Raw genomic sequence first — 18,516 nt, 5'->3', positions numbered from 1 at the left:
CCCTTTTGCGGCACGACCGAGGCAGGTTCCCTTGGGTAAGTCCACCATGACGTCAAAAAATCGGCCCTTTGGTCTGCCAAGCCTCCCGTGCGAACGGGAACCTGTCGGAACGAGGGATGTCGATGCCACGAACGGTGATTCTCTGCGCCGCCTGCGCGGTGCGCGTCGTGCCGCCTCGCCGCGCGATGCCCGAGCACGAGGTGACCTGCCCGTCGTGCAAGGCGACGGACAGCCTCGCCCGGGTCCTCTCCGACGCCCGCAGCCATGCCACGCACCTCGCCAAGCGCGAATACGACCGGCGGATGGCCGAGGCGGGACGCGAGTTGACCTACCGCACTCCCACGCGGGTCCCGGAGAGGAGCCTTCGCTGGATCACGGGCACCCTGCCCTAGGCGGCGGGGCCGCGACATCCCGACGCAAGGGCGTTTCATCGGCTTTCGGGAGGCCCCATGTCAGGCCACTCTCCCGGCCATGACGAAAGCGGACCCGATGTTCGACCAGTATACCGATCCGCAGGACGGAACAGCCGTCGCTGCGACCGAAACCGCCGACGGCGCGCCCGACCGGCCGCTGCGTCCGGCTCTCTTCCGCGGCTGGCGTCGGCGGTGCCCGAATTGCGGCAAGGGCCCATTGATGAAGTCCTACCTCAAGATCCGCGACAATTGCCCGGTCTGTGGACAGGACCTGCACCACCACCGCGCCGACGACGGCCCCGCCTACCTGACGATCCTGATCGTCGGCCACATCATGGCGCCGGCGATCATCTGGGCGTTCACCACCTTCCGGCCCGAACCGATGGTCCTGGCCTCGACCTTCACCGTCGGCTGCGTGGCTCTGTCCCTCTACCTTCTGCCGCGCCTCAAGGGGGCGATCGTGGGCTTCCAGTGGGCCAAGAGGATGCACGGGTTTGGCGCAGCCTGACCCCATCCCCTCGATGGCGATCCGCGACGCGGCGACCGTCATCCTCGTCCGCGACCCCGCGACCTCGCCCCGCGTGCTGATGGGGCAGAGGGGCGCCACCGCCGCCTTCATGCCCGACAAGTTCGTGTTTCCGGGCGGTGCGGTCGATGCGGGAGACGCAACCGTCCCCCTTGCCGCCGGACCGGGGGAGGTCTGCCGGGCGCGCCTTGCCGGCGAGACGACGGGCGCCACGCCGGACCAGCTGGCCGCGGCCGCAGTTCGCGAGTTGTGGGAGGAGACGGGACAATGCCTCGGCCGCCCCGGCGAATGGTCCGACGCCCCCGACGACTGGAGCGGGTTCGCCGAGCGCGGCCTCGTCCCCGACGCCAGTCCCCTGTCGTTCTTCTTCCGCGCCCTGACGCCTCCCGGCCGGTCGCGCCGCTTCGACGCGCGCTTCTTCATCGCCGACGCGGCCGCCCTCGCCACTGATCCCGACGACTTCTCGCGGGCCGAGGATGAACTCATCCACCTGTCGTGGGTCCCTCTCGGCGAGGTCCGCGCGCTGAACCTGCCGTTCATCACGCGCGTCGTCCTCGCCGAACTCGCGCAGCACCTGCCCTCGACCGCCGCACCCGCTCGCGTGCCCTTCATCAGGAACGACGTGATCGACGGCCGCGTGATCTGGCTCTAGCCGACCAGCGCCGTGACGCCGAGGATCGACGCCGTCAGCACCGCCATCCCCAGAAGCTCGCGCGCCTTCAACGGCTCGCGGAACCAGAGCCAGCCCACCAGAAGCGAGAAGATCAGCTCGACCTGTCCAACGGCAAAGACGTAGGCCGCGTTCATCAGCGAGAAGGCCGCGAACCAGCTCCAGCTTCCCATCAGTGAGAAGACCGACACCAGCGAGGTCGTCCGCCACGCCGCCAGCGTCGCCCGGATTTGCCCCGGCTCGCGCCAGGCCAGCCAAACGCCCAGGGCGACGGTCTGCCAGAGAGCCACGACCGACAGGGTGACGCCGCCCGTCAGAACCGGATCGCCCGTGTCGAGCGCCAGGGTCGCACCCCGGTAGCACACCGCGGACAGCGCGAAGAAGACACCCGACAGAAGCCCGATCCCCGCCGCCCGGTTCAGAAGGCTTCCGCCCCCCGGTGGCCCCGACAGAAGAATGACACCGAAGAACCCGGCGGCAATGGCCGCGACGCCCGCCGCGCTCAGCCGGTCGCCCAGAAGGACAAACCCCACCAGCGCCGTCAGCATGACTTCGGTCTTCTTGAAAGTGATGCCGACCGCAAAGGCGCGCAGCCGGAAGAGGCTGACGGTGCAGATCGTGGCGAGGATCTGGAACAACCCGCCCGCCATGCCCCAGAGAAGGAAGGCGGGCGTCAGCGTCGGCCGCTCGGCCCCGGTCCAGATCCCCCAGAGCAAGGCGAGAAGGATGGCGATAGGCCATGACCACAGAAACCGCGCCCATGTGGCGGCGGCTGGACTGAGCGCTCCGCCCGTCAGCACCTTCTGCAACGCGAAGCGCAGCGTCTGCGCGGCGGCGGCGGCGATGGCGAAGAGGACCCAGGCTTCCATGAGCTACGGCCTAGCGACGGCGAGAGGAGCGTGAAACCGCAATCGGCCGGGTCTCACGCCTCGCGGCTGGCGGGAAGATCCGGCGCGGTCGCCGCGGGCGGCGCCAGGCTCAGCACGGCCGCGAGGTCCGCGACGAAAAGTGCGGCCCGCTCGCGCAGCGCGTCGTCGTTCCGGGCGCTGACGTCCATCGCCACCCCGCCCTCGACGGCGTCCGACAGACGCACCACCTGCGCCGGCCGCATCGCGCAGCCCTGAACCTCGTCCACGTCGTGAAGACGCGAGTGGACCGCGACCATCGTCTCGGGCTTCGTCTCGGCCTGCACGCGCTGAAGGACCATCCGCACGAGTTCCAGCCGGTCGGGCAGGAAGCACAGCACGACATCCGCGCGCCGCACCGTAGCCGAAATTGTCGCTTCGCGCTTCCAGGTCGGGCCGCTCAGCTTGCGCCCGGCGCGGTCGTCGGGATCGAAACCCGACACCATCCACCCCGCCGCCTGAAGCGCCTCGGCCCAGCGCATGCCCCGCGCGCCCAGTCCGACGATCGCTGCGTGGCCGCTCATTGCGCGGCCTGCGGTGTCATCCGCAGCTCGCCCAGGTCATATCCGTTGAACGCCAGGACCTCGCGCGCGGCGGTGAGCCGGTCGGGCGGGATCTGCGGGTCGCGGTTCAGGATCCACCCCGCCCGCCCCGAGGGCACTCCCACGACCGCGGTGCGATAACCCTCGTCGACCCACAGCACCCAATAATCCGCGGCCACCGGCACGCCCTGCAACCGCACTTTCAGCCGACCCGGACCGGCCACTGTCGCCGAGCCGGTGATGACCTTCGCACCGCCGTCGGTGTCGCAGGCGTTCCGCACGCTCAAGACCCCCGGACCCGCCGGCCCATAGTCGGCGCGCGTGTTGCGGCAGCCGGCCTGGAACGGCACCGGAAAGCTCGCGATCTCGTACCACGTCCCCACATAGCGGGCGGGGTCGAAGACCGCCATCGAGGTCATCGGCACCGCCGTGTCGCGGTAGGCGCCCCCGGCGCAGGCGGCCATGAGGAGGGTGAGGCAGGCAAGCAGCGTTCGTTTCATTCAATGCACATGGTCTGCGGCAGGCCCGAACCGGACAATACCTGGTGGCAGCCGTAGAACGGCTCGATGGGGGAACAGGTACGCGACCGTGCAAGGCACAGCCCGTCGCAGTCGTCGGCAGAGCGGCATGTCTTGTTGGCGTCCGGCATCGCGCGATAGCAGACGTAGGATGTCTTGGACGACGTCAGACCCCAGCGTCCGCCAGCGCGTTCGCAGTCGGTCCGCGCTCCTGCCATGACGTCCGGAATCGTGCTGTCGCCCTCGGCTGGCAACGCCCCGTCCTCCTGGCAGGCCACCAACGTCAGAACGCAGAAAAGAACCGTCGAAATGCGACGGATCGCAGACATGCCTGGCCTCCCCTGGCTCCCCCTTGTCACAACCCTAGAAAGACCGCGGCGACCGGGCAAGCCGGGCGAAGGTCAGAAGGGCATGGGGTGAGCCCGGTGTGCTTTCGAAACCTCATCCAGCACGTCCCGGCCAAGGGTGACGTCGAGCCCGGCGAGGATCCGGTCCAGTTGCTCCAGCGTCGAGGCCCCGAAGATCGGTATGGTCGGGAAGGGCCGCTGCACCGTCCAGGCCAGCGCCATGTGGACGGGATCCAGACCATGACGCGCGGCGATGTCGAGGTAGGCCGCGACCGCCCCCTCGGCCCGGTCCGACTTCCGCCCGCCAAGGTTGCCGTTGATCGCCATGCGCGATCCCTCGGGCACCTGGCCCTGGTACTTCCCCGTCAGGTAACCCGCGCCAAGGGGCGAGAACGCCAAAAGCGTCACGTCCTCCTGATAGCCGACCTCGGCCATGTCGGTGTCGTAGTGCCGGCAGAGCAGCGAATACTCGTTCTGGATCGAGGCGACCCGAGGTCCGCCCGTCGCCTCGGCCGCCTCGTTCCACCTGATCGTGCCCCAGGCGCTTTCGTTCGACAGCCCGAAGGCGCGGATCTTGCCCTCGCGCACGAGGTCGCCCAGCACCTCCATCACGGCGTGCATGTTGTCGAGGATCTCGGCCCGCGGCGGCTGCTCGCTCGGATCGAAGCCCCAGTTGCGGCGGAAGTGGTAATGCGCCCGGTTCGGCCAGTGGAACTGGTAGAGGTCGACGTAATCCGTCCTCAGCCGACGCAGAGACGCCTCCAGCGTCTCGCGTACCGTGTCCGGCCCGATCCCCCGGCCCTCGCGCAATTCCGACCTTATGCCCGCGTGCTTCGTCGCGATCACCCATCGGTCGCGCGACCCGCCCTTTGCGATCCAGTTGCCGATGATGGTCTCGGTCAGCCCCGCCGTCTCGGCACGGACCGGGTTCACGGGGTACATCTCGGCGGTGTCCATGAAGGTGATGCCGGCATCCAGCGCGCGGTCGATCTGCGCATGCGCCACGGCCTCGCCCGTCTGCGTGCCCCAGGTCATCGTGCCAAGGCAATGATCGGTGACGGCGATCTCCGTCCGCCCGAGTGTCACGGTCTTCATGCTGTCCCCGTCCGCTGTCGTTCGCGCCAAGTGCTAACGGCTGGGACGGGGATGGCAACCCTGTCCGGCGTCAGGGTCGGACGTAGGCGTAGCCCTGTTCCTGCAACTCGATCAACCGCACGACGCCCGACGGGACCACCGTGGCCTCGCTCATCAGGGGAACGGCGTGTCCGGCCTTCTTCTCCATCCCCGCGAGCGTGTTGCCGCAGGCGGCGAAGGTGATGTTCTCCATCTCCAGCGACATGGCCGAGATCCGGTCCTTCACCGGGCTCGACTCCTCGACCAGCATCTTGAGGCCGGGACCGTAGGTGACCATCTCGATGACGACCTCGTCGCCCTGCCCGGCATAATAGGCGGCGATGTTCTGGGCGTTGTTCAGCGCCATGTTCATCACCTGGGGGTCGTCCTGGTCGACGTGGATGGCGACGTGATGTGTCTGGCCCTCGGCCAATGCGCCGAAGGGCAGCAGCATCAGCACGGCGGCGGTGGCGATCGGTTTCATGGATGTCCTCCCGTTATGTCGTCCGGCCAGACTACCGGCTTTGGCCGGGCTGTCACGCATTCACGACATGGAATGGAAGAATGTGAGAATGCCACGCCCGGCCTATTGAGAACAGAACGGGAACGAACTAACGTTCCACCCATGCCCGACGCCGCAGACGCCGCCCTCATCCTCGCCCAGACGCGCAAGAAACGCCGCAGCCTCCCGCCGGTGCGGTTCCTGGGCGATCTCGCGCTCGACCGGACGCGGGTTCACGAGGTCTGCGGCGGCGCGCGGCGGCGCATGGCGCTGATGGTCGCGGGCGCGATGGAAGGCACGGTGTTCTGGATCAAGCCGTCGTGGATGCCGGGCCAGATCAACCCCGAGGGGATGCTGTCCCTCGCCGACCCGTCGCGGTTCATCTTCATCTCGCCCATCCGGCCCGAGGATCTGCTCTGGACGATGGAGGAATCGCTGCGCGCGGGACTCGTCTCGCTGGTGGTCGCCGACCTGCCGCATCCGCCTGGCCTCACCGCCGTGCGCCGCCTGCACCTCGCCGCCGAGACGGGGGCCGAGGAAGGCAAGGTTGCACCTCTCGGGCTGATCCTCACGCCGGGCGACGGCGGGGCGCCGGGGGTCGAGACGCGCTGGTCGATGCGGCCCGCCCACGGCGAGAACGGGCGCGAAGCCTGGCGGCTGGCCCGTCTGCGCGCCCGGATGCAGCCCGAGGCGCGCTGGACGGTCGAAGGGACGAAGGAGGGGCCGCGCCTCTCCCCCGCCCAGGCTTGAGCCTTACTGGGCCGCGGCCGCAGCGTTCGCCGCTTCCAGCGCGGTCCAGCCCGCAGTGAAGCCCGACAGCGACATCGTCAGGTCGACCGTCTCGTCCGGCGCTGCGGCTGGGACGATGATGACCTTGGCGGTCGTGCCGCGGCGGAAGGCGTCCAGATCCTCCTGGGTGAAGCCCAGCCGCGAGAAGCAGCCCATCCGGCTGCAGAACGAATAGGGATAAACCTTCGCCTGCGCGGCATCGACCGCCAGACGCAGGTTCGCCGTCAAGAGCGTCTCGAGCGGGGTGATCGCGGTCGCGCCCGCCACGGCCTGTCCCCCTGAAGGAACCGTGAAGAGGCTGAACTCGGCGACCGAGTTGCCGGCCGCGTCCTCCAGAAGCTGGTAGAGCTGGCAAGGATCCTTGCCGTCCTCGGTCTTCACGCAACGCATCTGCCACGCGCCGAACTCCTCGGCGACATAGGTCGAACCCACGCCCCCGTCCTCGGACTGGCCAAGCGACAGCCCGTCATCCGGCGTCACGGTCTGGCCCGCCTCGGGGGCGGCCGGCGCGTCAGCCGGGGCTTCGGCCGGCGCATCCGCCGGGGCTTCGGCGGGGGCCTCGGGTGCGGGGGTCGTCGCGTCCTGCGCGACGGCGAAAAGGGGAAGCGAAACGCTCAACGTGGCGGCCGTCAGAAGGGCGCCGATCCGGGTCAGTGAACTCATCTTGTCCTCGACTGCAAAGGTTTGCCCCGCGTTTATCACGGCGGCGACGGCTTGTCAGGGGCACCCCCGGGGAAGGGCGGCGGGTGATTGCCGGGCGTTTCGCCCGGCCTTGCGCGCGCCACCTTTACATCGCGCCGCAAGCCGTTGAACACAAACGACAAAAGAAAAAGGGTCCTGACGGACCCTTTTTCTCTTCACTCCCTGCCGGACTGGCCGACTATTGATATTTGATGCGAGGCTAAGGGCAGATTTCCGACCCGTCAACAGGATTCGGATCACATTTTTCGGTTACTCCTCCGATGGTTGAGGGGACAAGCCGCAGCTTCCTTGACGCCGACAAGCGAAAAAGGCCGCGCCTTTCGGCGCGGCCAGTCAACAGGGAGGAAGTGCGCGCCGCCGGACGGACTGCCCGATGCGCGCAGGTGCAGACTGGCACATATTGGTTAACCGGGTATTCTCGCCCGGCATTCAAAACGAACCTCGGGGACGGGCATTGTGACGGACACCATCTTCATCGGCGGCGGCGGACCGGATTACGCGACCCCGCAGCAGCTTCTCCTCAAGTACGCCAACCGCCACGGCCTCGTCGCGGGCGCGACCGGCACCGGCAAGACCGTGACGCTCCAGATCATGGCCGAGAGCTTTTCGGCGAACGGCGTGCCCGTCTTCCTCGCCGACGTGAAGGGCGATCTCTCGGGCCTCGCCCGCGCCGGCAGCCCCGACGCCAAGCTCCACGACGCCTTCACCAAGCGCGCGGCCACCATCGGCTTTGCCGACTACACCTACGACGCCTTCCCCGTCACCTTCTGGGACATCTTCGGCGAACAGGGCCATCCCGTCCGCACCACCGTCTCCGAGATGGGTCCGCTCCTCCTCGCCCGCCTCCTTGAACTCTCCGAGGCGCAGGAAGGCATCCTCAACATCGCCTTCCGCGTCGCCGACGAGGAAGGCCTCGCCCTTCTCGACCTCAAGGACCTCCAGTCGATGCTCGTCTGGCTGGGCGAGAACCGCGAGACCGTCTCGCTCCGCTACGGCAACATCGCCACCGCCTCCGTGGGCGCCATCCAGCGCCAGCTTCTCGTGCTCGAGAACCAGGGCGGCGCGCAGTTCTTCGGCGAGCCCGCGCTCGATCTCTCGGACATCATGCGCACCGATATCGACGGGCGCGGCCGCATCAACATCCTTGCCGCCGACAAGCTGATGTCCTCGCCGCGCCTCTACGCCACCTCGCTCCTCTGGCTTCTCTCCGAACTCTTCGAAGAGCTCCCCGAGGTCGGCGACCCCGACAAGCCGAAGCTCGTCTTCTTCTTCGACGAGGCCCACCTCCTCTTCGAGGACGCCCCCAAGGCGCTGGTCGACAAGGTCGAGCAGGTCGCCCGCCTGATCCGCTCGAAGGGCGTCGGCGTCTACTTCGTCACCCAGAACCCCGACGACGTGCCCGAAGACATCCTGGGCCAGCTCGGCAACCGCGTGCAGCACGCGCTCCGCGCCTTCACGCCCAAGGACCAGAAGGCCCTGAGACAGGCGTCCGAGACCTATCGCGCCAACCCCCGCTTCTCGACCGAACAGGCGATCCGCGAAGTCGGCACCGGCGAGGCCGTGACCTCGATGCTCGAAGCCAAGGGCGCCCCCGGCATCGTCGAGCGCACGCTGATCCGCCCGCCCTCGTCGCAGCTCGGCCCCATCACGCCCAGCGAGCGCCGCGACGTCCAGAATGCTTCTCCGGTCGCCGGCAAGTACGACAAGCTGATGGACCGCGAGAGTGCCCACGAGATCCTGACGAAGCGCGCCGGCGACGCCGCGCGCCAGGCCGAGGAGGCCGAACGCGCCGAAGCCGAGGCCGAGGAGCAGGAGCGCGAATACAAGCAGGCCCGCCGCTATGAAGCCGACCGCGTCGGCCGCTCGACCTCACGCTCCACCCGCTCGGACGGCGTCGGCGACAAGATCACCAAGATGGTCGTGCGCGAACTCACCGGCACCACCGGCCGCCGCATCGTGCGCGGCATCCTGGGCGGGCTCTTCAAAGCCAAGTGACGCCATCCCGCAACCTTTTGGTTGCCAATCCCACGCCCCGCGCTAGATTGGCAACCAGGAGGTTGCACAATGCAGGACACAATCGAAAAATCCGTCTGGATCGACGCCAAGCCCGACGACGTCTGGCAGGCCCTCGCCGACGCGGGCGAGTTCGGCACCTGGTTCCGAGCCCGCTTCGACGGCCCCTTCGAGGAAGACCGCGTCCTCGGCGCCGAGATCACCTCTCCCGGGCACGAAGGCCTGCGCTTCTGGGTCCGGCCCGTCGTCATCGACCGGCCCACCCGCTTCGCCTTCGACTGGCCGCTTGACGAAAAGGCCGACGACAGGGACCCGTCGACGGCGCTCACCACCCGCGTCACCTGGACGCTCACCGAGGAGAACGGCGGCACCCGCGTCACCGTCATCGAGTCCGGCTTCGCCGCGCTTCCGCTCGAGGTCGCCGAGCGCAAGCGCCCGGACAACGAAGGCGGCTGGGAGATCCAGTGCGCCAACCTCAAGGCCCATGTCGAGGCCTGACCCGGCCGCCATCTTCGCGGCCCTGGGCGACCCGACCCGGCTGATGCTCCTCGACCGGCTCGGCGGCGGCGAGCAGCCCCTCGCCGCCCTCGCGCAGGGCACGGACATCTCGCGTCAGGGGATCGCCAAGCATCTCGCGGTCCTCGAGGCTGCGGGCCTCGTCGTCTCGCACACCAGCGGACGCGAGCGCCGCTTCCGCCTCCGCGACGGCGGCATCACCTCGGCCCAGGACCACCTCGCCCGCATCGCGCGCGGATGGGAGGATACCCTCGCCCGCCTCAAGGCCCACGTCGAACGCTGACCCCGCGCCCGCCTCTGGCGATCCACGTCCTATCGTGGCAAGACAGCCGGGACAGCGAACGGGGGACGAAGATGGCATTCGGCAAGGGACATCACCTCAGCCTGGTCGACGGCTCGGCCTTCATCTTCCGCGCCTACCACGCGCTGCCGCCGCTCACGCGCAAGTCCGATGGCCTGCCGGTCGGTGCGGTCTCGGGCTTCGTCAACATGATCTGGAAGATGATCGAGGACAATCGCGGCCCCGACGCGCCCACCCATGCCGCCGTCGTCTTCGACAAGGGCTCGCACACCTTCCGCAACGAGATGTACGACCTCTACAAAGCCAACCGCGAGGCGATGCCCGAAGACCTGCGCCCGCAGATCCCGCTGACCCGCGAGGCGACGCGCGCCTTCAACCTCGCCTGCCTCGAACAGGAAGGCTTCGAGGCCGACGACATCATCGCCACGCTCGCCTGCAAGGCCCGTGACGCGGGCGGGCGCGTGACCATCGTGTCGTCCGACAAGGACCTGATGCAGCTCGTCGGCGACGGGGTCGAGATGTATGACGCCATGAAGAACGCCCGCATCGACCGCGAGGGGGTGCTCGAGAAGTTCGGCGTCTACCCCGAGCGCGTCGTCGACGTGCAGGCGCTGGCCGGCGACAGCGTCGACAACGTGCCCGGCGCGCCCGGCATCGGCATCAAGACCGCCGCCCTTCTCATCAACGAATACGGCGACCTCGAAACGCTTCTTGAACGCGCGGAAGAGATCAAGCAGCCGAAACGCCGGCAGGTGCTGATCGACCATGCCGACCAGATCCGGCTGTCGAAGAAACTCGTCAGCCTCGATTGCGAGATGGACCTCGGCTACGACCTCGACACGCTCGAGGTGAAGGAGCCGGTCGCCGACGACCTCCTCGCCTTCCTCGGGCAGATGGAATTCCGCACCATCACCCGCCGCGTGGCCGAGAAGCTCGGTGTCGAGGTGCCCGCCGTCGCCGAGACCCAGCCCGCCGCCTCGGGCGGCCTGCCGGACGACTCGGCCGACGCCAGCCTGCCCGGTGCGCCCGACCTGCCCTTCGACGCGAAGAACTACACCTGCGTCACGACCGCCGCCGAGCTTCAGGCGTGGATCGACAAGGCCCACGCCACCGGCTGGATCTCGGTCGATACCGAGACGACGAGCCTCGACGAGATGAAGGCCGAACTCGTCGGAATCAGCCTCGCCGTCGAGGCGGGGCACGCGGCCTACGTCCCCCTCGCCCACCGCGAGGAAGGCGGCGTCGGTCTCTTCGGCTCGGACGAGCTGGCGCCGAACCAGATGCCGCTTCCCGAATGCCTGGCACGTCTCAAGCCGCTGCTGGAAGACCCCGCCGTCCTCAAGATCAACCACAACGCCAAGTACGACGTGAAGGTGCTGGCGCGTTACGGCATCCGCATGGCTCCCATCGACGACACCATGCTGATGAGCTACGCGCTTCACGCCGGGCTGCACAACCACGGCATGGACGAGGTCAGCGAGCGCTACCTCGGCCACAATCCCATCGCCATCAAGACGCTGATCGGCTCGGGCAAGGCGCAGCGCACCTTCGACGCGGTCAAGATCGACGACGCCGTAACCTATGCCTCCGAGGACGCCGACGTCACGCTCCGGCTCTGGCAGACGTTCCGCCCCCAGCTTCACGTCGCGCGGGTCGCCACGGTCTACGAGACGCTGGAACGCCCCCTCGTCGCCGTCCTGACCGACATGGAAATGGCGGGCGTCAAGGTCGACAAGTCCGTCCTGTCGCGCATGTCGAACGCCTTCGCCCAGAAGATGGCCCAGCTCGAGGACGAGATCTACGAAGCCGCCGGCCAGAAGTTCAACGTGGGCTCGCCCAGCCAGGTCGGCGACATCCTCTTCGAGGTGAAGGGGCTGCCGGGCGGCAAGAAGGGCAAGACCGGCAAGTATTCGACCCCCGCCGACGTGCTGGAGGACCTGGCGACCGAACATGCCCTGCCCGGTCTCATCCTCGACTACCGCCAGGTCCAGAAGCTCAAGTCGACCTACACCGACGCGCTTCAGGACCACGTCAACGCCGAGACGGGACGCGTCCACACCTCCTATTCCATCGCCGGCGCGAACACGGGCCGCCTCGCCTCGACCGACCCCAACCTCCAGAACATCCCGATCCGCACCGAGGAAGGCCGCCGCATCCGCGAGGCCTTCGTGGCGACGCCCGGCCACACCCTCGTCAGCCTCGACTATTCCCAGATCGAGTTGCGCATCCTCGCCCATACCGCCGACATTCCGGCTCTGAAGGAGGCCTTCCGCGAGGGCCAGGACATCCACGCCGCCACCGCGTCCGAGATGTTCAGCGTCCCCCTCGACGAGATGACCCCCGACATCCGCCGCCAGGCCAAGGCGATCAACTTCGGCGTCATCTACGGCATCTCCGGCTGGGGTCTCGCCCGCAACCTCCGGATCCCGCGCGACGAGGCGCAGGCCTTCATCGACCGCTATTTCGAGCGATTCCCAGGCATCCGCACCTACATGGACGACACCATCGCCTTCGCGCGCGAGCACATGCACGTCCGCACCCTCTTCGGCCGCCGCATCAACACGCCCGAGATCAACGCCAAGGGCCCGACCGCCGGATTCGCCCGTCGCGCCGCGATCAACGCGCCGATTCAGGGCACCGCCGCCGACATCATCCGCCGCGCCATGATCCGGATGCCCGACGCCATCGACGGTCTGCCGGCGAAAATGCTCCTGCAAGTCCACGACGAACTGCTCTTCGAAGTCGAGGAAGGCGCGGCCGACGACCTCATCGCCATCGCCAAGCGCGTGATGGAGGGCGCCGCCCACCCCGCCGTCCGTCTCGACGTCCCGCTCATCGTCGATGCGGGGCGCGGCGCGAACTGGGCCCTGGCCCACTAGACCGTCCGATCACATTTTAGTCACAGTCTCCACACGTTCTTGACAGAATCTGCACGGGCGCTGCACAAAGGAGCGTGTGTTTTAACAGGGGTTGGGTAACCAGTACTTTCGTGCTTTTTTGAGTGAAATCCATTTTCGACGGCCCGCCTCCGTGAGGGCGGGCCGTCTTCTTTCGCGGGCTTGCCAAACGCTCGCCTCCCCCGCCTTAATGCACGCATGAAAAGTGGCACACGGCCCGTGAAGGGCACGCGCAAGATGATCGCGAACATGACGCCCGTGCTCCAGCCCGGCACCTACGTGTTCTGCACCATGCTCAACACCGAGGACGCCACCGCCGCCGCGACCCTCGCCCTCGCCACCTTCGCCGAGGACGAAGGCATGTCGCTCGTCCTCGAAAAGTCCGAGGCCGATCGCCTGGGCCTCTCCTACGGCGAGAAGATGCGGCGCATCACGCTGATGGTTTACTCCTCGGTCTCGGGCGTCGGCCTCACCGCCGCCGTCGCGGGCGAACTCGCGCGCCACCGCATCCCCGCCAACGTCGTCGCCGCCACCCAGCACGACCACGTCTTCGTCCCGAAGAAACACGCCGACCGCGCGCTGGATGCGCTGCGCGTGCTCCAGGCCCGCGCCCGCGACGGGCAGGACGAGTTCACGGACGCGGACTGACCCGCCGTCCGAAGACCGACACCAGAACCATCGCGATCACCGCCCCGCCCGCGTTGAAGCAGAGGTCGAGCGCGGTGTTGTAATAGCCGCCGACGTTCGTATCGGGCACGGCCAGCACCGCCGTGAACTCGATGATCTCGTTCAAGGCACCCAGCCCCATGGCCGCGAAGGCGGGATAGGTGGCGGCGGTCCAGGTGCCGCGCGTCTCGGGGAAATGCCGCGTCAGAAGGTGATGCAACACCCAGGCCGTCACGCCGAACCCCCAGGCGTGGACCACCTGGTCGTACTTCAGGATGAAGACCTCTCCGCTCTCGATCAGCGGCAGAAGGCGCAGGTTGTAGAGGACCGATCCATCCACCGGCACGCCGCCCCCCGCCATGTGCGCCAGCCCCCAGAGCGACAGCGCCCAGAGCATCGCGGGCGGATACTCGGCCGCCCTCAGCGAAAAGGCGACGAGTCCGATCAGGATCGCCATCGTCACGATGTAGACGACGAACTCGTAGTTGCCGATCGACAGGAACCAGACCGTGAACCCAAGCACATAGGCGAGGGTGAAGAGTCCCACGGTCTTTTCTGCCGGTGTGGGGGCGAAACGGGCCATGCGCGGCATCTGACGGGTGAGATGCGGCCTTTGCAAGCCTGGCGTCAGGTCGGCCTTCGAAAGGCGCTCAGGCGTGTCGTTCCTGCTTGGAGGCGGCGATCACGCAGGGCAGCAGGGTGTCGACGCACAGGGGCTTCGAAAAGCTCGCGACCACCTTCGGCATGTTCCGGAAGGTCGAGGTCGTGCGCTCGTCGGTGCTGATCGTGATGACGGGCACGTTCCGCGCCATGAGGTCGGCGACCGCCATGTGCGACCGCAAATCCGTCATCTTCAGATCGATGATCACAGCACTTGCATGGGTCGGCACACCGTCGGCCTCGTAATTGTGACCGAGGATCGTGCCCATGCCGACGGACTCGAGCGCATCCTGGATGTCCAGCGACAGTATCTCGTCGCTCGCCATCAGGGCGACCATCTTCCTGAGATCCGTGCCTGTTCGTACCGTCTTGTCCGTGGGTGTCATGGCAGCCTCCATCCATGACAATGACATACGAATTTCGAAAACAATAGCGAAATCAGTACCTTAGTTGAGTAGTTTAGGCCTTCGGCTGAGTCTGCTCAGAGGAAGGAGTTGAGGGGGAGAGGGAGAATGAAACTTTTCAGCTCATTGTGTGTTTTGAGTAAGTCCGCATGAGCATGGAGGTTTGCGTTGGACGGCGGTGGAGACAAACGGATGGAGCGGCTGCAGGTGATGGTCACCGATTCAGAGCTTCGCGCGCTCGACGATTTCCGGTTCGAGACTCGGATGCCGAGCCGGGCGGCCGCTGTCCGCGAATTGCTTCGGCGGGGTCTGGAAGCAGAGGGCTATTTCTCGAAGGCGAGCGGTGGCGAGGCCTCGACCAGCTTCGGCGTGCTGAACCAGAAGCATAGCTAAGGCCATCGCCCGGAGGATCCGCGCTTCCGGCAGCGGCGTATCGCCCCTTTCCCCTGCAACACCCGTATTCTATGACACCGCCCAAGCCACAGGGGGCATGTCATGGAAGAACCCGCGATCACCGAAGACCTCGTCGCCGGCCACGGGCTGAAGCCCGACGAATACGCGACCATCCTTCAGATCATCGGGCGCGCGCCGACCTTCACCGAACTCGGCATCTTCTCGGCCATGTGGAACGAGCACTGTTCCTACAAGTCCTCCAAGAAGTGGCTCCGCACCCTGCCGACGACCGGCCCCCAGGTCATCTGCGGCCCGGGCGAAAACGCGGGCGTCGTCGACATCGGCGACAACCAGGCCGTCATCTTCAAGATGGAAAGCCACAACCACCCCTCCTACATCGAGCCTTACCAGGGCGCGGCAACGGGCGTCGGCGGCATCCTCCGCGACGTCTTCACGATGGGGGCCCGCCCCATCGCCGCGATGAACGCGCTTTCCTTCGGCGAGCCGTCGCACCCGAAGACGAAGCGTCTCGTTTCGGGCGTGGTCGAGGGCGTCGGCGGCTACGGCAACGCCTTCGGCGTGCCAACGGTCGGCGGCGAGGTCCGCTTTCACCGCGCCTACAACGGCAACTGCCTCGTCAACGCCTTCGCCGCCGGATTGGCTGACGCAGACAAGATCTTCTACTCGGCCGCCTCGGGCGTCGGAATGCCCGTCGTCTACCTCGGCGCCAAGACCGGCCGCGACGGCGTCGGCGGCGCCACGATGGCCTCCGCCGAATTCGACGACACGATCGAGGAGAAGCGCCCGACCGTTCAGGTCGGCGACCCCTTCACCGAGAAGCGCCTGCTCGAAGCCTGCCTCGAACTCATGGCCACCGGCGCCGTCATCTCGATCCAGGACATGGGCGCCGCCGGCCTCACCTGCTCGGCGGTCGAGATGGGCGACAAGGGCGGTCTCGGCGTCCGTCTCAACCTGGATGCCGTCCCGCAGCGCGAGACGGGGATGACCGCCTACGAGATGATGCTGTCCGAAAGCCAGGAGCGGATGCTCATGGTCCTCCGCCCCGAGAAGGAGGCCGAAGCAAAAGCGATCTTCGACAAGTGGGATCTCGACTTCGCCATCGTGGGGGAGACCATAGCCGAGGACCGCTTCCTGATCGTCCACGGAAACGAGACCAAGGCCGACCTGCCCCTGTCCAAACTCTCGTCCACCGCGCCCGAGTACGACCGCCCCTGGGTGCCGACGCCCGCACCGACGCAATACCGACGCGATACCGACGTGATACAGATGGACCCGATCGAGGCGCTTAAGGCCCTCATCGGCTCCCCCAACTACGCCCGCAAGCAGTGGGTGTGGGAGCAGTACGACAGCCAGGTCATGGCCGACACCGTGCGCACACCCGGCCTCGGCGCGGGCATCGTCCGCGTCCACGACACCGGTAAGATGCTGGCCTTCACCTCGGACGTAACCCCTCGTTATGTAGAGGCGAATCCCGTCGAAGGCGGCAAGCAGGCGGTGGCCGAGGCCTTCCGCAACCTCTGCGCCGTGGGCGCCACGCCGCTCGCTGCGACGGACAACCTCAACTTCGGCAACCCCGAAAAGCCCGAGATCATGGGCCAGCTCGTCGGCGCCATAAAGGGCATCGGCGAGGCCTGCGAAGCCCTTGATATGCCTATCGTTTCCGGCAACGTCTCGCTCTACAACGAGACCGACGGAACAGGCATTCTGCCCACTCCCACCATCGGCGCCGTGGGTCTCATCGCCGCCCCCTCCGACCTGATCGCCGGGGTCGCGCAGGACGGCGACCTCCTCCTCCTCGTAGGCACCACCGAAGGCCACCTCGGCCAGTCCGCCCTCCTCGCCGAAGCCTTCGGCCGCGAAGAGGGCGACGCCCCCCGCGTCGACCTTGCCGCCGAGCGCCGCAACGGTGAATTCGTGAGGCAAAACAGTGCCTTGATCCGCGCCGCCACCGACCTTTCCGACGGCGGCCTCGCCCTCGCCGCCTTCGAGATGGCCGACGCCGCAGGCACCGGCGTCACCCTCGCCGACGCCTCCATCCCCACCCTCTTCGGCGAGGATCAGGCCCGCTACCTCCTCGCCTGCGCCCCCTCCGACCTCGACGCCCTGACCGCCGCCGCAACCAAGGCCGGCGTCCCCCTCTCCCATGTCGGCCACTTCGGCGGTAAAGCATTGAAGTTCGGTGACAAATCCGCTCCGATGGCCGACCTCTCGCATCTCTACCGCACCGCCTTCGAGGCCGCCGTCGGATGATGGGCCGCGCGGTCGACCTCAAGTCCTGGCCGCGGGCCGAGCAGTTCCGCCTCTTCCGGACCTATGCCCGTCCCCACTACGCCATCACCACCCGTATAGTCGTCTCGCGCCTCATGGCCGAACACGGCGAGCGCAACCTCTCCCCCTTCCGCACCACGCTCCATGCCATAGGCGCGGGCCTCCACGCCGTCCCCGAGCTTCGGATGCGCTTCAAGGGCGACAAGGTAAGGCTCTACGACCGCCTCCTCCTCTCCCCCACCATCCCCTTGGAAAACGGCGACTTTCGCTACACCTACATGGCCTGGAACCCCGACCGCGCCCGCTTCGACCGCCACGCCGCCGAGAAGATCGAGGAGGTCCGCGCCGGCGTCCCGCTCAACGCCAATGACGGCACGGTCGAGGACGTGGCCTACCTGTCGTGCCTGCCCTGGCTCGACTACACCTCCCTCGACAACGCGCTCCCCGGCTCCGACGACTGCATCCCGCGGGTGTCCTGGGGAAAGATCGTGCCGAAGGGCGACGGCCACGACATGGCGATGACGCTTCAAGTTCACCACGCGCTCGTCGACGGCCTCCAGGTAGCGCGCTTCTTCGAGGCCACGCAGGCCGCACTGGACTCCGTCTGACCGCATTCGCCAAGCTTGCAGCAGGCGATGCGAGCCCATAGGTTTTCAAGGGAAAGAGAGGACCGCCCATGCCCATGCAGGCCCACGAGATCGAAGACCTTCTCCGCGAATCCTTCCCGAACGCGAAGATCGCGGTCGAGGGCGACGACGGGGTCCACATGTCAGCCATGGTCGTCGATGAAAGCTTCCGGGGCATGAACCGCGTCCAGCAGCAGCGCGCCGTCTATGCAGCGCTCAAGGGCCGGATGGACGGCTCATCGGGCGAGCTTCACGCGCTGGCGCTGACGACGCGCGCGCCCGACTGATCCCCCCGCCTCCCCTTCCCTCTTCGCCCGAACCGCATTAGATGTCTGGCGAAAGCGAACAGGGGAGCCAGCCATGAGCGCTCAAGACAAGATCGAACAGACCGTGAAGGGCAACGATGTCGTTCTCTTCATGAAAGGCACCAAGGAAATCCCCCAGTGCGGCTTCTCCAGCCGCGTCGCGGGGGTGCTCAACTTCATGGGTGTCGACTACTCAGACGTGAACGTCCTTTCTGACGAGACTATCCGCCAGGGGATCAAGGATTATTCCGACTGGCCGACGATCCCGCAGCTTTACGTCAAGGGCGAGTTCGTGGGCGGTTGCGACATCATCACCGAGATGATGCTGTCGGGAGAGCTGGACCAGCTTTTCGAGCAGCAGGGTGTGTCCTTCAACAAGGACGCGGCCGACCAGATCCGCGCTCACAACTCCTGAGGAT

23 protein-coding genes are annotated in these 18,516 nt (G+C 67.2%); 14 read left to right on the top strand and 9 right to left on the bottom strand.

Going from position 1 to position 18,516, the window contains the following annotated elements; genetic code table 11:
• The first annotated feature begins 122 nt into the window (after window positions 1–122).
• The 3 genes from EF888_RS03930 to EF888_RS03920 all read left to right on the top strand — a co-directional run bounded on the left by EF888_RS03930 (window position 123) and on the right by EF888_RS03920 (window position 1,591).
• Window positions 123–392, top strand: coding sequence for a hypothetical protein (locus EF888_RS03930; protein WP_126918484.1), 270 nt, complete (start codon window positions 123–125; stop codon window positions 390–392).
• A 79-nt stretch (window positions 393–471) separates the two neighbouring features.
• Window positions 472–921 carry a DUF983 domain-containing protein gene (locus EF888_RS03925; RefSeq protein WP_241239794.1) on the top strand — a complete coding sequence of 150 codons (450 nt, stop codon included), beginning with the start codon at window positions 472–474 and terminating at the stop codon, window positions 919–921.
• Window positions 922–934: 13 nt separating this feature from the next.
• Window positions 935–1,591 (top strand): NUDIX hydrolase, encoded by a 657-nt coding sequence (locus EF888_RS03920; protein ID WP_109757953.1) that lies wholly within the window; start codon window positions 935–937, stop codon window positions 1,589–1,591.
• On the opposite strand, the gene EF888_RS03915 is transcribed toward EF888_RS03920, so the two are convergent.
• The 6 genes from EF888_RS03915 to EF888_RS03890 all read right to left on the bottom strand — a co-directional run bounded on the left by EF888_RS03915 (window position 1,588) and on the right by EF888_RS03890 (window position 5,518).
• Window positions 1,588–2,478 (bottom strand): DMT family transporter, encoded by an 891-nt coding sequence (locus EF888_RS03915; protein ID WP_109757542.1) that lies wholly within the window; start codon window positions 2,476–2,478, stop codon window positions 1,588–1,590. The two genes, EF888_RS03920 and EF888_RS03915, sit on opposite strands and share 4 nt — an antisense overlap.
• A 53-nt stretch (window positions 2,479–2,531) precedes the next feature.
• Window positions 2,532–3,038, bottom strand: coding sequence for an NAD(P)-binding domain-containing protein (locus tag EF888_RS03910; RefSeq protein ID WP_109757541.1), 507 nt, complete (start codon window positions 3,036–3,038; stop codon window positions 2,532–2,534).
• Window positions 3,035–3,556, bottom strand: a complete 522-nt coding sequence (locus EF888_RS03905) for a lipocalin family protein (RefSeq protein ID WP_109757540.1) — start codon at window positions 3,554–3,556, stop codon at window positions 3,035–3,037. Before EF888_RS03905 ends, EF888_RS03910 begins: the two co-directional genes overlap by 4 nt.
• Window positions 3,553–3,903, bottom strand: coding sequence for a hypothetical protein (locus EF888_RS03900; protein ID WP_109757539.1), 351 nt, complete (start codon window positions 3,901–3,903; stop codon window positions 3,553–3,555). Before EF888_RS03900 ends, EF888_RS03905 begins: the two co-directional genes overlap by 4 nt.
• A 72-nt stretch (window positions 3,904–3,975) precedes the next feature.
• Window positions 3,976–5,016 (bottom strand): aldo/keto reductase, encoded by a 1,041-nt coding sequence (locus tag EF888_RS03895; RefSeq protein WP_109757538.1) that lies wholly within the window; start codon window positions 5,014–5,016, stop codon window positions 3,976–3,978.
• A gap of 70 nt (window positions 5,017–5,086) precedes the next feature.
• A complete protein-coding gene (locus tag EF888_RS03890; protein ID WP_109757537.1) occupies window positions 5,087–5,518 on the bottom strand; it encodes a DsrE family protein in 432 nt (143 codons plus the stop codon).
• A 141-nt stretch (window positions 5,519–5,659) separates the two neighbouring features.
• Between EF888_RS03890 and EF888_RS03885 the strand changes: the two genes are divergently transcribed.
• Window positions 5,660–6,286, top strand: a complete 627-nt coding sequence (locus EF888_RS03885) for an ImuA family protein (RefSeq protein ID WP_241239793.1) — start codon at window positions 5,660–5,662, stop codon at window positions 6,284–6,286.
• A gap of 3 nt (window positions 6,287–6,289) precedes the next feature.
• Here the strand turns inward: EF888_RS03885 and EF888_RS03880 are convergent, their stop codons facing one another.
• Entirely contained in the window at window positions 6,290–6,988 is a 699-nt protein-coding gene (locus EF888_RS03880) for an invasion associated locus B family protein (protein WP_109757536.1), read from the bottom strand.
• 495 nt (window positions 6,989–7,483) lie between these two features.
• Between EF888_RS03880 and EF888_RS03875 the strand changes: the two genes are divergently transcribed.
• The 5 genes from EF888_RS03875 to EF888_RS03855 all read left to right on the top strand — a co-directional run bounded on the left by EF888_RS03875 (window position 7,484) and on the right by EF888_RS03855 (window position 13,402).
• The gene (locus EF888_RS03875; RefSeq protein WP_109757535.1) at window positions 7,484–9,022 is read left to right on the top strand and encodes a helicase HerA-like domain-containing protein; all 1,539 of its coding nucleotides are present in this window, start codon (window positions 7,484–7,486) and stop codon (window positions 9,020–9,022) included.
• Window positions 9,023–9,091: 69 nt separating this feature from the next.
• The gene (locus EF888_RS03870) at window positions 9,092–9,538 is read left to right on the top strand and encodes an SRPBCC family protein (protein WP_109757534.1); all 447 of its coding nucleotides are present in this window, start codon (window positions 9,092–9,094) and stop codon (window positions 9,536–9,538) included.
• Window positions 9,525–9,839, top strand: a complete 315-nt coding sequence (locus EF888_RS03865; RefSeq protein WP_109757533.1) for an ArsR/SmtB family transcription factor — start codon at window positions 9,525–9,527, stop codon at window positions 9,837–9,839. The genes EF888_RS03870 and EF888_RS03865 overlap by 14 nt, the downstream gene beginning before the upstream one ends.
• Window positions 9,840–9,910: 71 nt before the next feature.
• Window positions 9,911–12,736, top strand: a complete 2,826-nt coding sequence (gene polA / locus EF888_RS03860) for a DNA polymerase I (protein WP_109757532.1) — start codon at window positions 9,911–9,913, stop codon at window positions 12,734–12,736.
• A 216-nt stretch (window positions 12,737–12,952) separates the two neighbouring features.
• Window positions 12,953–13,402: an ACT domain-containing protein gene (locus tag EF888_RS03855; protein WP_206508420.1), complete on the top strand. Its 450-nt coding sequence runs from the start codon at window positions 12,953–12,955 to the stop codon at window positions 13,400–13,402.
• Here EF888_RS03855 and EF888_RS03850 read toward each other — a convergent pair.
• Both EF888_RS03850 and EF888_RS03845 read right to left on the bottom strand, forming a co-directional pair.
• Window positions 13,386–14,003: a DUF2238 domain-containing protein gene (locus tag EF888_RS03850; protein WP_109757950.1), complete on the bottom strand. Its 618-nt coding sequence runs from the start codon at window positions 14,001–14,003 to the stop codon at window positions 13,386–13,388. The genes EF888_RS03855 and EF888_RS03850 overlap by 17 nt on opposite strands.
• Window positions 14,004–14,070: 67 nt before the next feature.
• The gene (locus EF888_RS03845) at window positions 14,071–14,466 is read right to left on the bottom strand and encodes a hypothetical protein (protein WP_126918483.1); all 396 of its coding nucleotides are present in this window, start codon (window positions 14,464–14,466) and stop codon (window positions 14,071–14,073) included.
• Window positions 14,467–14,676: 210 nt separating this feature from the next.
• Here EF888_RS03845 and EF888_RS03840 point away from each other — a divergent pair, with 210 nt between their 5' ends.
• From EF888_RS03840 to grxD, 5 genes are all read left to right on the top strand, one after another.
• Window positions 14,677–14,877, top strand: a complete 201-nt coding sequence (locus tag EF888_RS03840) for a hypothetical protein (protein ID WP_109757530.1) — start codon at window positions 14,677–14,679, stop codon at window positions 14,875–14,877.
• A gap of 102 nt (window positions 14,878–14,979) precedes the next feature.
• Entirely contained in the window at window positions 14,980–17,148 is a 2,169-nt protein-coding gene (gene purL, locus EF888_RS03835; RefSeq protein WP_109757529.1) for a phosphoribosylformylglycinamidine synthase subunit PurL, read from the top strand.
• Entirely contained in the window at window positions 17,145–17,774 is a 630-nt protein-coding gene (locus EF888_RS03830; RefSeq protein WP_109757528.1) for a CatA-like O-acetyltransferase, read from the top strand. The genes purL and EF888_RS03830 overlap by 4 nt, the downstream gene beginning before the upstream one ends.
• A gap of 68 nt (window positions 17,775–17,842) precedes the next feature.
• Window positions 17,843–18,079: a BolA family protein gene (locus EF888_RS03825; protein ID WP_109757527.1), complete on the top strand. Its 237-nt coding sequence runs from the start codon at window positions 17,843–17,845 to the stop codon at window positions 18,077–18,079.
• A 73-nt stretch (window positions 18,080–18,152) separates the two neighbouring features.
• Window positions 18,153–18,512 carry a Grx4 family monothiol glutaredoxin gene (gene grxD / locus EF888_RS03820; RefSeq protein WP_109757526.1) on the top strand — a complete coding sequence of 120 codons (360 nt, stop codon included), beginning with the start codon at window positions 18,153–18,155 and terminating at the stop codon, window positions 18,510–18,512.
• Window positions 18,513–18,516 lie beyond the last annotated feature (4 nt).

This window comes from Silicimonas algicola (assembly GCF_003970735.1).
GTDB classification, from domain to species: Bacteria; Pseudomonadota; Alphaproteobacteria; order Rhodobacterales; family Rhodobacteraceae; genus Silicimonas; species Silicimonas algicola.
Note: the sequence above shows the minus strand (reverse complement) of the source record. Positions and strands in the feature narration are given on the sequence as shown.

Bases quoted from the DNA above. Each gene is read 5' to 3' on its own strand.
- EF888_RS03930 (WP_126918484.1), top strand. From the start codon at position 123: ATGCCACGAACGGTGATTCTCTGCGCCGCCTGCGCGGTGCGCGTCGTG.
- EF888_RS03925 (WP_241239794.1), top strand. From the start codon at position 472: ATGACGAAAGCGGACCCGATGTTCGACCAGTATACCGATCCGCAGGAC.
- EF888_RS03920 (WP_109757953.1), top strand. From the start codon at position 935: ATGGCGATCCGCGACGCGGCGACCGTCATCCTCGTCCGCGACCCCGCG.
- EF888_RS03915 (WP_109757542.1), bottom strand. From the start codon at position 2,478: ATGGAAGCCTGGGTCCTCTTCGCCATCGCCGCCGCCGCCGCGCAGACG.
- EF888_RS03910 (WP_109757541.1), bottom strand. From the start codon at position 3,038: ATGAGCGGCCACGCAGCGATCGTCGGACTGGGCGCGCGGGGCATGCGC.
- EF888_RS03905 (WP_109757540.1), bottom strand. From the start codon at position 3,556: ATGAAACGAACGCTGCTTGCCTGCCTCACCCTCCTCATGGCCGCCTGC.
- EF888_RS03900 (WP_109757539.1), bottom strand. From the start codon at position 3,903: ATGTCTGCGATCCGTCGCATTTCGACGGTTCTTTTCTGCGTTCTGACG.
- EF888_RS03895 (WP_109757538.1), bottom strand. From the start codon at position 5,016: ATGAAGACCGTGACACTCGGGCGGACGGAGATCGCCGTCACCGATCAT.
- EF888_RS03890 (WP_109757537.1), bottom strand. From the start codon at position 5,518: ATGAAACCGATCGCCACCGCCGCCGTGCTGATGCTGCTGCCCTTCGGC.
- EF888_RS03885 (WP_241239793.1), top strand. From the start codon at position 5,660: ATGCCCGACGCCGCAGACGCCGCCCTCATCCTCGCCCAGACGCGCAAG.
- EF888_RS03880 (WP_109757536.1), bottom strand. From the start codon at position 6,988: ATGAGTTCACTGACCCGGATCGGCGCCCTTCTGACGGCCGCCACGTTG.
- EF888_RS03870 (WP_109757534.1), top strand. From the start codon at position 9,092: ATGCAGGACACAATCGAAAAATCCGTCTGGATCGACGCCAAGCCCGAC.
- EF888_RS03865 (WP_109757533.1), top strand. From the start codon at position 9,525: ATGTCGAGGCCTGACCCGGCCGCCATCTTCGCGGCCCTGGGCGACCCG.
- polA (WP_109757532.1), top strand. From the start codon at position 9,911: ATGGCATTCGGCAAGGGACATCACCTCAGCCTGGTCGACGGCTCGGCC.
- EF888_RS03855 (WP_206508420.1), top strand. From the start codon at position 12,953: ATGAAAAGTGGCACACGGCCCGTGAAGGGCACGCGCAAGATGATCGCG.
- EF888_RS03850 (WP_109757950.1), bottom strand. From the start codon at position 14,003: ATGGCCCGTTTCGCCCCCACACCGGCAGAAAAGACCGTGGGACTCTTC.
- EF888_RS03845 (WP_126918483.1), bottom strand. From the start codon at position 14,466: ATGACACCCACGGACAAGACGGTACGAACAGGCACGGATCTCAGGAAG.
- EF888_RS03840 (WP_109757530.1), top strand. From the start codon at position 14,677: ATGGAGCGGCTGCAGGTGATGGTCACCGATTCAGAGCTTCGCGCGCTC.
- purL (WP_109757529.1), top strand. From the start codon at position 14,980: ATGGAAGAACCCGCGATCACCGAAGACCTCGTCGCCGGCCACGGGCTG.
- EF888_RS03830 (WP_109757528.1), top strand. From the start codon at position 17,145: ATGATGGGCCGCGCGGTCGACCTCAAGTCCTGGCCGCGGGCCGAGCAG.
- EF888_RS03825 (WP_109757527.1), top strand. From the start codon at position 17,843: ATGCCCATGCAGGCCCACGAGATCGAAGACCTTCTCCGCGAATCCTTC.
- grxD (WP_109757526.1), top strand. From the start codon at position 18,153: ATGAGCGCTCAAGACAAGATCGAACAGACCGTGAAGGGCAACGATGTC.